Raw genomic sequence first — 12954 nt, forward strand, 5'->3', positions numbered from 1 at the left:
ATTTATATATTTGATTTTTGCATATATTCTTTTGCTGTCCATTTATCACGAATCAGCTTCATACCATCGGAAGAAAGTGAATACACCCTTGGGAAATAGTTGATAAACATCGGTGTCAGCGTTAAGGTATAGGCACCCACATTCTTATATTCAATCATATCGCCTACACACAGCTCCGGTTGGTTTTCCAATCGGAACAATTGGTCGTACTCCAAGCAGGTCGCACCCGCCACTATTTGTAACGGCACAACTTCCGCTTCCTCTTTTTCCCTGTGTATTTCTGTCATATACCGTTCTTTTCGAAAAAAAGGATCTACATCATTGCGACTGCCATCTGTCGTAAGTAGAATACAATCGGGCAAATGCTTTGTGTCAATTACCCTCGAATAATAGCTGAAAGCAGCAGCAGTCAGCGCATTACCCGGCTCTACGATAATAGTCAGTTTCTCCAATCCTTGCTTCTGTAGAGATTCATAGATAGCTTCTGCGTACTCATCGAAGGTGGGAGCATTGTGAAAAATACCATAATAGCCACCGCCTACATCAAGATAATCAAGCTCCAATTGATACTTCTTGATTACACTTGCAGCATAGGCAACAATGTTTTGATAAAATCGGACACTTCTGCTATGACTGGTTCGATGAATATGCAATCCTGCCAATCTTACCTGAGGAATACTTCTTATTGCTTCAAGAGCATTAGAAAACTCTTCCGTTACATCATTAAAACCAAAACGACTAAAATCATTCTCACCTTCAGCATCTTCAGGGGAAATATCCGAAATATTCACACTGAGCCGGATACCAACCTTATAATGTCCATCAGCCGGCAGTTCCTTCAGCCAAGCTATTTCTCGATGAGTTTCAACATTAACCACCGCACCGTTCATTACAGCTTCAAGAAACCGGGATTTCGATTTCATCGGTCCATTAAAGATAATCTCTTTCATCCCATAGCCGCACGCCAAAGCAAGTTCCAATTCATCATCCGAAACGACCTCAGCAAAGCAACCGAAATCCTTTGCCTTCGCTACAGCATACGGCAGAGAATTTGTCTTTACTGAATAACTAATAATATGATGAAGAAAATGATGGCTCAATGCTGCGTCAAACTCATGAACTCCCTGCTTAAATTCTTGTTCATTTAGGACGAAACAAGGGGATTGTATTCTTAGCAAATTTAAACCTTCAGACATTAGTATATTGTTTTAACGATATTTTTTAGGAGCATATTTAGTCATAGCTGTAGGGTCATAATTAAGATAACGTCCTTGATTCATAGTATCTATTATCGTCATTTCCTCGGTTGTCAGTTCAAAATCAAAGACAGATATATTCTCTTTCATGTGTTGAGAATACCATGTTTTGGGAATCACAATGATATTCTGCTGTATCAGCCATCTAAGGACAACTTGAACAATAGACTTATTGTACTTCTGCGCAATAGGTTTAATCAGTTCACTTTCTGTTATTTCCTTACGAGGTTCGTTAGATCTAAAGTGGCTGAAGGTAGACATTGCCTCAACAGCTACACCATTATCTTGACAGTATTTTATCAGTTCCTTTTGGGTATTTAAGGGGCTGATTTCAAACTGATTTACAGCAGGAACAACATCTGAAACTTCATGCAGAGCCTTAAGATGACAAGGCAAAAATGAACTAACACCAATTGCCCTTATTCTTCCCTGCTTGTAGAAGTCCGTCAGAACCTCATACATTTCCATGAAGTTATGGTATGGATGATGAATTAGGAACAAATCTATATAATCCATTCGCAGATTATCAAAAGACTCCTGAACAGCCTTCTTTATTGACTTAAAATTACGCCAATTCTTCAGTCTATCAATACCATAATGATAACCCCAAAAATAGAGAGAGTCCAAATTAATCTTTGTCGTAATAAAAACATCTTCTCTTTTGACATTATAATCGCGCAACCAATCGGCAATAACAGATTCATTACCATATTTCCAAGCAGTATCAAACTGTCTGTATCCCAATTGATATGCCTCATTTAATACTCGAGGAAGAATTTTATTATCTATGCGATAGGTACCAAAACCAACTTGTGGCATTTGCACGCCATTATTTAATTCTATATATTTCATTGTTAGATAAGATTAAAGCCAATTACCTAAGAAGTCTGTAAATCTAAGATTGCTGTAGTATTTTTGAGCGTAAGCTAACACTTCGTCTGCTCTACCATTAAAGATAGAACGTCCGGATGATAGCTGTTCTGAAACAAGTCCAGGCCATCCTAAATTTACCTCAATAAAAACCGGAGTATTCGTTTCAGACAGTGCAAAATCCCATGCGGCATGACCTATCATTGGTAAATACCGCCGATGTGCCCTTATTGCGTAATCAACAATCATGGACGTTTCCGGAATAACAATGTCGCAATAGGAAACTCCAAAAGGAGATTTATCATAATTATTTAAAGATGCATCTATTGCCCGACCTATAAAAGTTCCATCGTTATTGACACCACAGCAAACTCCGCCCAAACCAAAATTATCTACAATCGAATTATTACGACCGTGACGAAACATAATGTTCTCTACAGTAATCTTACCATTAAGATTCAGCGTATTAATTCTAAATGTATTCAAGGAAGTCTTATTAAATTGAGCTGTCAGTTTACTCTGCTCCAATACTTCTTGACAGATATAAGAATGCCCATAATCTTTCAAGATCTTGGAAATATCCTCCATGGAGCAACTATAAGGAGAAATTATTTTTATGCCATCTCCGCCACAGCTTCCACTCGTTGGTTTGATAATTAGTTTGTCGACTGATTTAATAATATTCAGAGCTTCTTTCTCGGATAATATATTTTGTTCACTATCATATAAAACTCCTCTTATTCTATTTATCAACACTTTAGGTTGCCTTAATTCTGTAAATAATATTGGATATATATTCTTTACATGCAAGCTTTGAGAGTAACATAAAGGGTTCAATACTCGCAATATAAACCTTGTATAAAGATCATCCGGCACTAAATCCGCACTAAAGAAACCTGCCTTTTTATAGAATTTCCAATAACTCCAATTTATAGGGTAACCTTTCCAAAATGTACTAACAGCTTCTTTCTCGGATGCAGTCAATTCTGGCAATTCCATACCTTTTGACTTACTATACAACTCAGCTCGAGTTGCAGCCTCTCCCATACGTTTCGAGAGAATCTGATGCAAAGCGTCCTTTGACTTATATATAAAGCTATGTATCATATCTACAAATACTTTTTAAGATTACCATACCAACCAATTTCCCCGAAATACTCCATACTCACATATCCCGGATTATGATTACCTTCAATTAACTCCACTCCATCCTTTGTAATCGCAATATCCCAACCAACGAAACGACATAATGGAAGTTGTTTCGATGCTTCTGTTATACAGAAGACTACCTTATCCCAATAAGGAATATTAAATCCCGGCATTACTTTATCTGACAATGGATGATATATACACTGTAGTTTATTATCATGGAAGCCCAAGGATGAAATAATACCAGTCTCAATATCTATCGGATATTCGACACCACCCGCATTATAATTATCTACAACAGAGTCTCCAATACCTACTCTTAATACAGCTTTAAAAAGATGTACATTACCTTCCTTATCCAATAAAGAATTAACGCGAATCGTATTTACCGACACATTCGAGAAAAATAAAGCAGGATGCTGTACTAAGCACTCTTCAATCAATAAATCTTGTTTTAAAATTCTTCATAGACCTGATTACATTCTTCCTCTGTATGCTTTAAATCTAAGGCATATATTCCCTTACCTTCGCATTTGTCTAAGGGCTTTACAATCAATCTATCACAGTGATTATACAAATTTTCAAACTGGTTACGACTCATTTCGGTTGAATGAAGCCATTTACGACTGATCCATTTTGAGAATTTCCGATTAAATTCAGTTTTATTATTCAGCAATTTCACCTCTTCGGGCTTATTGCATATACGGATGAATTCACATAAACGACGATAAGTCATTATCCGCTTACGAACATTTCTCCTATACATATAGAATCTCCCATCTACATAATGATCTATTAAACAGCCATGACTCACAAATGCACTTATATAATCAAACCATATTGAGAAATATCCCTCCCTATTAGCTTTTGCTAACTCTTTTATTCTTCTATTACACTTGGACAAATAATTGAATACTTGTTTTGCTCTCATTGTTAGTATTATTTAGTTATCACCATTAAATTCCGGAATTGTCACCTGCTGGTTTTCATCGTTAACATTCTGACCATCAGATTTGATATCCTCTTTCAAAAGCACTTTCTTAATAGTAGTAAAGATTACCACCAAATCTGTTTTCAGACTTATATGATCCACATACCACACATCCAATTCAAACTTCTTTGTCCATGACAAATTATTACGTCCGTGGCACTGCGCCCAACCGGAAATGCCGGGACGAACATCGTGACGACGCATCTGCTCTTTACTGTAAAGAGGGAGATATTTTACCAACAACGGACGTGGACCAATCAATGCCATGTCGCCTTTCAGCACATTGAACAGCTGTGGAAGCTCATCGATAGAAGTATTACGTACAAACCGACCAAATTTCGTGATACGCTGCACATCCGGAAGAAGTCTGCCCGATGCATCCTTGCGCTCGTTCATCGTCTTGAATTTTATAATCTTAAATATCTTTCCATGCAAACCGGGACGTTCCTGTAAGAAAAATGCTCCGGCTCCCTCATTGAAAACATAAAGAAGAATGGTGATTACCAACAAGACAGGACTAATGGCCAAAAGAACCATCAATGCTATCGAAAAATCTATAATACGTTTAAAAAAATGCGCATACATCTCATCTATTTTTTACAGTTCTTGGGATAATCGGTCTTTACACCCCACAATTGAGCCATAGGCTCCTCTTCCATTTCTTTCTTAAAGTCGCGAAGTTGGTCAATATAGCTGAACTCTGGCTTATAATCAAGTTCGCTGAACGTTTTGCTCACATCGAAAGCATTCTCCAAAGGGTCGGATTTCTCAGGGCAATAAATCATCTGGGAAGGTTTGTCTTTGGGAGAAAATACCTCGATGATACCCTTTATCTGTTCCTCAAGCGATACCTGCCATCCATTACCCACATTGTACATACCGCCTTCAAGCGGAGATGACACACACTTTTCTACCACCCGTACAAAGTCTTTGATATAAACCATCTCTTTGGCCTTTTTGCAGTTTCCCCACACTTCAATCGGAAGACTTTTTGAAGCCCTGTCCATAAGCATACGATAGGGCATTAGATGAAACTGGAAATCACGATAGTGGTAAGCGTTGGGATGATACTGATAGATGGTGAAAAAACGCAATATGAAACGGCTGAATCCATACTCGGCATGATAATGCTCGATGAGATCCACCGCTGCATTTTTAGCAATAGTATATACACTATGATCACCGGTAAGCGGAAAATGACGAGGAGCATCCACCGGTATCACAGAACCATTATTATGATATTTGCACATATCCGAAGGTGTTTGCGGAAAAATGATTTTCTTGCAACCACACGAACGCATATATTCGAGTACATTAAGCGTTCCAATGGTGATTGATTTCACTAATCCGGCTGCATCGAAAGAGTAACGAGAAGGCAATTCTCCCGCGAAATGAGCCACACAATCAATGTGTTCTGAAGGCAATTGCTTAAACTCTTCCGGATTCATTATATCCACCGAATAATATTTCATACCTTTTGAAGCGAAAAAGCCATTATCATTCTTACGATGACCCACAGCAATTACGTCATATCCTACAGCTTTCAGGTGGAGCGCAACATAAGCACCCAAGTTACCAGTCGCTCCAAAAACTATTACTGTTTTCATTCTTTAATATGTTATTTATTATTTTTATACCACACAAGGTGACTAAAACCAATATCGAACAAATGACAGCCGGCACACAATACAATAACAAAATCAAGCCAACGCTTTAAATACTTACGATACATGGTCTTTCTTCTTTTTTATCTACTTTTATCTACCGTTTTTAACTCCCATTCATTCTCCATTACCACATTCCACCATTCACGTTTCACCGCTTCCATCTGAGTCTCCACACCGCAATCACGGCAGTTGATAATCAGAAAATGAATAATAACAGCATAAAAACTCAAATCATCAGTTTACCTTTAAGAGTCCTGTAGTAACAAGAGGGACTCATACGAACGTCTTTACAAACCTCTGAATTACGCAATCCGGCAGCTTTAACAAGCACTTTGATGCTTGCTGCCAACTTCTCTGTATCGAACTGTCTGTTCTTCATCTTACTTTCTTTTATTAATTGTTAATTATATACAACAAACGTGTCTTTACTTCTCCCTAGCGGGAAGTAATACCAACTTATTCTTTCCTAACTTCGCAAGAATTAACTTAAAACAATATCTCTTATGGCTATAAAAGCACTGAAACAAAACGTATCCATCCGTGAAATACAGAAAATGATTCACCAATGGAAGGCATGGGGAGTCAGCGACTCTGCCTGTCTGAAATTACTGGATCTCTATCTGGGTATGCCCCATTTCATGAATGAAGATGGAGTATACCCCATCAACAACCTCTATCAAATTTGTCTGGCACTAAAAACCATACATACTTCGGACATATTGGAATACATCAAAAAATGCAAATCATTCGAACTGGTATGGAATGAAAACCGAACTGAGATTCTCGCATTCTTCACTCCCTTATGGCATCATCAATCGACGAATTCTATTTCTGCTCCGGTTTCTCCGGCGGTTTCTCCCGCAGTTTCTCCCGCAGAAACAAATTCAAAAACTAATATTAATATATTATATAATATAAATAATAATATATCTCCTTCGGAGAATTCTTCTGAAAATCCTGCCGGAACGCCTCACGGCGATGAAGCTCCAAAAGCTTCTTCATCTGCCAAAGAGTTCTTTCACAAACTCAATGCCACTCCTGAAGAGAAGCAGGCAGTACTGGTGCCGATTATCGACCGTATCGTTGCCGGTTACCGCTACACCCGACCGCGCGCACTGGATGCGCTGGTCGTTCTGGTGAACGAATTCCTGATTCCTCACTTCGATGCCCAGTCCAATTTTGCCAAAACACCGCACAACGGACGCATCATCTGGCTGCAAAACCTTATCAAGACCCGCCACGGGGAGAACCTGATACAGCAAGCCACACAAAAACTGGGCGAAACACTGCTGAAGGAACTGGAAGAACAACGCAAAAAACTCCGTGAATTCCGTCCCGTCTCGCCATTCGAATGGAAGGATGCCGACAAAGATATCCGATACTATGACGACCCCATAGACGGAAAAGTGGAAATACCGGCGGATGCACCGCCACGGTCCTCCGATGAAGCCATCTGGAACGTCCTCTCACAAAAATGGGTGGACATCGACGGTCAACACTCCGGGTCCTGAAGCAGTTCCCTGTCAACCATGATTTTTTATTTTTTACATTCTAATTTTAAAATTGATATGAAGCCTTATTATTCTCTTTCAGACTTCCCCGACCGCAAAAGCGCGGGAAAGAATTTTGTTGCCGTATGCCCCAAATGCGGAACACCCCATCTGTCCATCTCCAAAGCAAAAGGTGTGTACCACTGCTTCTACGCAGGATGTAACTTCAACGGCATACTGACCGACTTCTGCAAGGCAGACCGCCCCATGTTTCCGCAATATGCCGCGGGAGCTGCCGGATATGCCCCGACCCGCAGCGGCAACAGATACAAGACCGCCCGAAACGACGCTCAAAGCACGTTGGGCGAAGTGCCCATGCTGCCCTCGGACTACAAGCCCCTGACCGCCGAAGTAATGCAGAAAATCAAACCCCTCACCGACTCGCCCGACTGTACCGACCCCGACCAGCTCGCCGCGCGCCGCTACCTCCTGGACCAAGGCATCTCCCTCGCCACCGCCATCACAGCCCGGATAGGCTGCCTGCGCCATTACTGCATCACCAAGGACAGCGAGAACAAGAGCGAACAGGCATCCAACGTGTTCCCCTGCATCGCCTACGTGAACTATGTGGACGGACACCCCGTCAACGCCAAGTACCGCTCGTGCAGTCCATCGCCCTCGGCCAGGCAGGAAGAGGGAAAACCCACCGCCTACAGCAAGTTCTGGGGACAGGACTCACCCACCACGCCTTGCGCCCCTTACAACATCGACTGCCTCAATCCGCTGCTCGTGGAGGAAGAAACCATTCCGCGGGTCATCGTGGTGGAAGGCGAAAAAGACACGCTGGTGCTGGCAGAAGCCGGCTACCGATATGTCATCAGCGTACCGTCGGGAGCCGCAAGCGACTTGGGCAAATCCTTCGAAGCGTTTCTCCCATGGCTGGAACAGGTGGACCACATCGTGGTCTGCGGTGACACCGACCTGCCCGGCCGCATACTCACCAAGCGGCTGTCGGACTACTTCAACGCCCGCTGCCTCTTCGTCACCCTGCCCGGCGGATGCAAGGACATAGGCGACGTGATGCTGCAATACGGCATCGAAGTGGTGCGCAGTGTCATCGATGGAGCAAGCGTACGCCACACCACCGATATCATCACCGTGGCGGAGCGAAGGGATGAAGTCATCCGTGTGCTCCACGGCGAATACGACCACGGTTACAGCGTGGGCTACGGCCCGCTGACCGACCGCATCTTCCATCCCACCGACATCGGCGGGCTCATCATCGTAACCGGCATGCCCAACAGCGGCAAGACCGATTTTCTAAACGACCTGACCTGCCGCATCATGCAGCAGACCGACCGGTTTGTATGCTATCTTTCCTTTGAGGTTCCCGACAAGAACAAGCACATCGCCCGGCTGGTGAGCCTGATGCTGGGCAAAGCCAACACCACCGCCTATACCGACGGACAACTGACGCCCTATCTTGACTTTCTGGATACCCACATGATTCATCTGGATATGCACGAAGTACCGCCCACGCCCGAAAACATCCTGAACCGTGCCGACCGGGTGCGCCGCACACATCCGTTGAAATATCTGGTGGTAGACCCCTATCTTTTCATCGAAACACAAAGCGGCAACGGCGAAACCGAAACGCAAAGCATCAAGGCGATGCTCACCAAGTTTCAGACATGGGGACGTGTAAACCACATCTGGGTGGTCATCGTGGCGCATCCGCGCGGACTGAAGACCGTGAACGGCCGGAACGAACTGGAAGCCATCAATATGTACACCATATCGGGCAGTGCGAACTGGGCAAACCTGGCAGATTTCATTCTCACCGTCTCGCGTATATCGGAGCCCGACCGCGCCTTTACGCGCATAGACATGCTGAAGGTACGCGACCAGGAGCTTTGCCGCACAGGAACCGTGTATTACACCCGCCGTCCCTGCGGACGCTATGAAGAGCACGAAAGCGAAGAGGAATGCCGCGCGGAATAAAGGCCGTCCACACGAACGTATGCATCGCCTCATGCGAACGTATGTGTGGGGCTGCGCATATATATGTGTGAGGCTGCACGTATATACGTGTAAGCTCATGCATACGTCCGCGTTGCCAACATACGGAAAACCGACATGCGGACAGACACCGGGTCTGTCCCTACGGCCTTCCCAAATACCGGAAAATCAGCTCCACCTGTACCGAATTGAACATCCGCTGCCGGTCGGTATACCCCGAATCCGCCAAAGCACGGTAAAGCACCTTGTGGTGATGCACCCATGACGACAGACGGTTAAGTGCAGCCACCGGAGTGATATCGGGAGCGTATGCCACCGCCAAGTCTCGTTTGTAATAAGGTTTCACCGGCCATCCTTCCCTCTCGTCTTCTCTCTGATTCATATCATTTTTCTATTTGATTAATAGAACAAATGTAATGAAAATCAACCGTATAGCCAACTATATAAAGTGCTTTAATTCATCTTAATTCATACTCTGTCATACTTTGCCACAGCACTTCACAGGCATTCATAGCTTTTCATTTTTCCGTTCCTCCGCAATGCTATCTTTGTCATGTTCAATTAATATTAATCTTTAAAAAACAGTAACATTATGGCATTAAATTACAGTGTTTCATTACGCCCCAATCCGTTGGAAAGGGAAGCATCTCCAAAGGCTTACGCCACAGCTCAGATGAACGGTGAACTTTCGTTGAAACAGCTCAGCAGACGTGTGTCCTCACAGACCACCGTGAGCCGCGCCGATGTAGTGGCTGTTCTTACCGCCACCGTAGACAATCTGCTGGAAGCCCTGAAAGAAGGCAAACAGGTAGACTTCGGCGATTTAGGCAAGTTCCGTCTTCAAATCACCAGTCGCGGAGCCGACAGTCTGGAGAAGTTTACCGCCTCGTGCATCACCGGCATCAACATCCAGTACGTCCCCGGAGAAGACCTGAAGACCATTTTCGGCAATCTGGAATTCCAGCCCGTTGCCAGCCGTTCCGCACAAGCAGCCGCACTGCGTGCCGAGAAAGAAGGCAAAGTGGTGGAAGACCTGCTCAAGTCCAAGGAAGAACCGGCTGTCTAGACCGTAGGGGGCGGACCCGTGTGTCCGCCCTAATACAAAAAATTATGTATCATTTTAAACCCCACTGTTATGGAAAAACCAAAAGGAAAATCAACCTGGAGCATCATTATCAAAGTAATTATTGCAGTAGCCACCGCCATAGGCGGTGTGCTGGGTATTCAAAGTTGTATCTGATTTTTAATCCTTACTAAAAATGACTTACGACAACATCAGTTCACAGTATCAAAACTACCGGCGCATTGCCTTGATAGTAGTTCACTGTTCTGCCACGCGCGCCGACCGCAGCTTCCCGGTGGAAGCTCTCCGCCGTTGTCACGTGCAGGAGCGTGGATTTGCCGATATCGGCTATCACTTCTACATCACCCGCGACGGTATCACCCATGTCTGCCGCCCGATAGACCATATCGGCGCCCATGCCCGCTGTTTCAACGACCACAGCATCGGAGTGTGTTACGAAGGCGGTCTGGACGAACAGGGACAACCTGCCGACACACGGACCATGGAACAGAAAATCGCGCTGATAGCACTGTTGCGGCAACTTCGGTTGGATTATCCCGAAGCCCGCATTGCGGGACACAACGAACTCTCTACGAATGTTCACAAGGCATGCCCTTGTTTCAAGGCAAGCCGGGAATATAAGGATTTATAAAATTGTTTCTATTAGTGGAAGGCTTCCGGTGTATGCCGGGAGCCTTTATTTTTTAAAGGCAAGTGATGTTCCCGGTGCATGCATCATTCCAAATTCCAGCAGAAGTTCATCTGCCAAATATTCGTCACTCATACAATGCATATCCGCCACTCCCTCACTGATAATCGTATATGTATCAGAGTTGTAAAACTTATCCATGGCATCCTCATAAGTAAGATGCCCCTTTTCGGCAAAGAGTTTTATTATCCTTGCGTATTTCATTTGGAGTATCGTTTTATTTGCCAACATTTTATAGAGATAATTTAATAGCTTCTTTAAAAAGCAAATTTTCAGTAAGCAGTTTTGAACTGGTTATACAAATTTGTTGATTAGGTTTTTCATATACCAATCGATGTAAAGCCTCATCTTTGCTTATCATATTCGCAAAATACAAATCTATCGTATTAAAGACTTTATCATCAGCAATTCCGCCGGATATCCAATCAAAAGATTCCACTTGATGACCTTGACGGCACTTCATAACGTAGTCTAACCACTCTTCATTATAAGCCGTAAACTCTTTTTTCTTGAAACCGGATAAATCACCGCAAACTTCATATATATTGATGTAAGCCTCATTTCCCCTACGAAGAAAACGCTCGGCATACTTTTCAGCCTGTTCACGAAATATAGTCAAATAGAATCCTCTGCCAAAATCTAAACAATCACGAGAATGCAGTATGTCCGGCAATTCAATGACGGAAGTAGAAGCATGATACAATATCATGGCAACACCCCTTTCTCTTTCATCAAAGAAACAACATCCTCAACTAGATATTCTTTACTGAATGTATGTAAAACATCATAGCTTGGAATAATATAATTATTTAGAATACCAGAAGTTTTCAACAACTGATGTACCTTTCGTGCATTCATTTTTAATGCATCAGCAACACTACCAATACAATATACAACAAAATTCAATTGTTCAAAGCTCATATCCATTATTCCCGATTTTATCTGAATATACAAAGAAACGAATTCCTTTTCAGATTTCCTATCACAACAACATTTTTTAATCAAAAGAGCTTCACAGTCAGCATCTAAATAACTGTCTCTATCCTTATAAGCTTATGAATAGACTGCCATCCATTTCTTACTTGTAGTGCCCATACACCGATAATACGAGGACTGTCACTACCTCATCTTTAATACGATAGACAAGCCTATGCTCATCGTTTATTCTCCGCGACCAGGTTTCCTCCTTATAGTGTTTTAGGAGCTCAATCTGTCCGGTGCCCGTTGTGGGATGCTGCTTTAGTTCCCCCAGCAGTTTCTCCAATTTCTTGAGCAGGGGTTTGTTCCCGCTCTTCTTATGCCTTTGAATATCATCCAACGCATCTTGAGTAAACTCCAGCTCATACTCAATCATAAAGCAACTTTTTAAGGTCATCATCTGATGATACTCTTAATACTTTGCCTTCTTTTGCCTGCCGGATAGAACGGTCTATCTTTTCGTAGAACTCTTCCTCAGTCATACAGACATCACTATCCGTGACAGGAACAAGTTTGTACGAACGGTCTTTCCCTCTCTGGACAATCACCTGCTCACCATTATCAACCAAATCGAAATACTTCTTCTGGTTGTCTCTGAATTCTCTACTGCTTATAATCAACATAGCATTATGTATTTTAATTTAAAACAAAGATAGTGAACAACACAATCGCGTACAAATTTGGTATATATCATTATTGATATTTAAGAGAATGGTGCGCATGCCCTTGTTTCAAGGAAAGCCGGGAATATAAGGATTTATA

The 12954-nt window shown here is 42.8% G+C and carries 20 protein-coding genes; 5 read left to right on the forward strand and 15 right to left on the reverse strand.

The genetic code is table 11. The annotated features are described in order from the left end of the window. Positions 1-2: 2 nt before the first annotated feature. From HMPREF1534_RS09010 to HMPREF1534_RS20680, 9 genes are all read right to left on the reverse strand, one after another. The gene (locus HMPREF1534_RS09010; RefSeq protein WP_005940546.1) at positions 3-1196 is read right to left on the reverse strand and encodes a type III PLP-dependent enzyme domain-containing protein; all 1194 of its coding nucleotides are present in this window, start codon (positions 1194-1196) and stop codon (positions 3-5) included. Between the two features lie 12 nt (positions 1197-1208). Then, a complete protein-coding gene (locus HMPREF1534_RS09005; RefSeq protein WP_005940548.1) occupies positions 1209-2108 on the reverse strand; it encodes an aldo/keto reductase in 900 nt (299 codons plus the stop codon). Between the two features lie 12 nt (positions 2109-2120). Continuing rightward, on the reverse strand, positions 2121-3173 hold the full coding sequence (locus HMPREF1534_RS09000) for a sugar-transfer associated ATP-grasp domain-containing protein (RefSeq protein ID WP_018452381.1): 1053 nt from the start codon (positions 3171-3173) through the stop codon (positions 2121-2123). Positions 3174-3235: 62 nt separating this feature from the next. Continuing rightward, positions 3236-3718, reverse strand: coding sequence for a sugar-transfer associated ATP-grasp domain-containing protein (locus HMPREF1534_RS08995; protein ID WP_005940551.1), 483 nt, complete (start codon positions 3716-3718; stop codon positions 3236-3238). A gap of 11 nt (positions 3719-3729) precedes the next feature. Further along, entirely contained in the window at positions 3730-4206 is a 477-nt protein-coding gene (locus HMPREF1534_RS20335; protein WP_005940553.1) for a hypothetical protein, read from the reverse strand. A 12-nt stretch (positions 4207-4218) separates the two neighbouring features. Then, on the reverse strand, positions 4219-4851 hold the full coding sequence (locus HMPREF1534_RS08990; RefSeq protein WP_005940555.1) for a sugar transferase: 633 nt from the start codon (positions 4849-4851) through the stop codon (positions 4219-4221). A gap of 5 nt (positions 4852-4856) precedes the next feature. After that, positions 4857-5873, reverse strand: coding sequence for an NAD-dependent epimerase/dehydratase family protein (locus HMPREF1534_RS08985; protein WP_005940557.1), 1017 nt, complete (start codon positions 5871-5873; stop codon positions 4857-4859). 140 nt (positions 5874-6013) lie between these two features. Then, on the reverse strand, positions 6014-6163 hold the full coding sequence (locus HMPREF1534_RS20340; RefSeq protein WP_018452378.1) for a hypothetical protein: 150 nt from the start codon (positions 6161-6163) through the stop codon (positions 6014-6016). Further along, on the reverse strand, positions 6160-6312 hold the full coding sequence (locus HMPREF1534_RS20680) for a hypothetical protein (protein ID WP_005940561.1): 153 nt from the start codon (positions 6310-6312) through the stop codon (positions 6160-6162). Before HMPREF1534_RS20680 ends, HMPREF1534_RS20340 begins: the two co-directional genes overlap by 4 nt. A 124-nt stretch (positions 6313-6436) precedes the next feature. Here HMPREF1534_RS20680 and HMPREF1534_RS08980 point away from each other — a divergent pair, with 124 nt between their 5' ends. Next, complete coding sequence (locus HMPREF1534_RS08980) at positions 6437-7444, forward strand: hypothetical protein (RefSeq protein ID WP_005940563.1); 1008 nt, start codon at positions 6437-6439, stop codon at positions 7442-7444. Positions 7445-7501: 57 nt separating this feature from the next. Continuing rightward, positions 7502-9424, forward strand: a complete 1923-nt coding sequence (locus HMPREF1534_RS08975) for a bifunctional DNA primase/helicase (RefSeq protein ID WP_005940565.1) — start codon at positions 7502-7504, stop codon at positions 9422-9424. Positions 9425-9584: 160 nt separating this feature from the next. On the opposite strand, the gene HMPREF1534_RS08970 is transcribed toward HMPREF1534_RS08975, so the two are convergent. Beyond that, complete coding sequence (locus HMPREF1534_RS08970; RefSeq protein ID WP_005940567.1) at positions 9585-9824, reverse strand: DUF4248 domain-containing protein; 240 nt, start codon at positions 9822-9824, stop codon at positions 9585-9587. Positions 9825-10034: 210 nt separating this feature from the next. Here HMPREF1534_RS08970 and HMPREF1534_RS08965 point away from each other — a divergent pair, with 210 nt between their 5' ends. From HMPREF1534_RS08965 to HMPREF1534_RS08960, 3 genes are all read left to right on the forward strand, one after another. Next, entirely contained in the window at positions 10035-10508 is a 474-nt protein-coding gene (locus HMPREF1534_RS08965) for an HU family DNA-binding protein (protein ID WP_005940569.1), read from the forward strand. Positions 10509-10577: 69 nt separating this feature from the next. Beyond that, positions 10578-10682, forward strand: a complete 105-nt coding sequence (locus HMPREF1534_RS20345; protein WP_005940571.1) for a smalltalk protein — start codon at positions 10578-10580, stop codon at positions 10680-10682. A gap of 19 nt (positions 10683-10701) precedes the next feature. Next, the gene (locus tag HMPREF1534_RS08960) at positions 10702-11157 is read left to right on the forward strand and encodes an N-acetylmuramoyl-L-alanine amidase (protein ID WP_005940574.1); all 456 of its coding nucleotides are present in this window, start codon (positions 10702-10704) and stop codon (positions 11155-11157) included. A gap of 45 nt (positions 11158-11202) precedes the next feature. On the opposite strand, the gene HMPREF1534_RS08955 is transcribed toward HMPREF1534_RS08960, so the two are convergent. From HMPREF1534_RS08955 to HMPREF1534_RS08935, 5 genes are all read right to left on the reverse strand, one after another. Continuing rightward, positions 11203-11418 carry a DUF3791 domain-containing protein gene (locus HMPREF1534_RS08955; protein ID WP_005940577.1) on the reverse strand — a complete coding sequence of 72 codons (216 nt, stop codon included), beginning with the start codon at positions 11416-11418 and terminating at the stop codon, positions 11203-11205. A 28-nt stretch (positions 11419-11446) separates the two neighbouring features. Continuing rightward, positions 11447-11923 carry a DUF3990 domain-containing protein gene (locus tag HMPREF1534_RS08950; RefSeq protein ID WP_005940580.1) on the reverse strand — a complete coding sequence of 159 codons (477 nt, stop codon included), beginning with the start codon at positions 11921-11923 and terminating at the stop codon, positions 11447-11449. Further along, a complete protein-coding gene (locus HMPREF1534_RS08945; protein WP_025066784.1) occupies positions 11920-12135 on the reverse strand; it encodes a DUF3791 domain-containing protein in 216 nt (71 codons plus the stop codon). The genes HMPREF1534_RS08950 and HMPREF1534_RS08945 overlap by 4 nt, the downstream gene beginning before the upstream one ends. Before the next feature lie 157 nt (positions 12136-12292). Next, positions 12293-12568: a Txe/YoeB family addiction module toxin gene (locus tag HMPREF1534_RS08940; protein WP_005940587.1), complete on the reverse strand. Its 276-nt coding sequence runs from the start codon at positions 12566-12568 to the stop codon at positions 12293-12295. Continuing rightward, positions 12561-12815 (reverse strand): type II toxin-antitoxin system Phd/YefM family antitoxin, encoded by a 255-nt coding sequence (locus tag HMPREF1534_RS08935; protein ID WP_005940590.1) that lies wholly within the window; start codon positions 12813-12815, stop codon positions 12561-12563. Before HMPREF1534_RS08935 ends, HMPREF1534_RS08940 begins: the two co-directional genes overlap by 8 nt. Between the last annotated feature and the right edge of the window lie 139 nt (positions 12816-12954).

This window comes from Phocaeicola massiliensis B84634 = Timone 84634 = DSM 17679 = JCM 13223, assembly GCF_000382445.1.
Taxonomy (GTDB): Bacteria; Bacteroidota; Bacteroidia; order Bacteroidales; family Bacteroidaceae; genus Phocaeicola; species Phocaeicola massiliensis.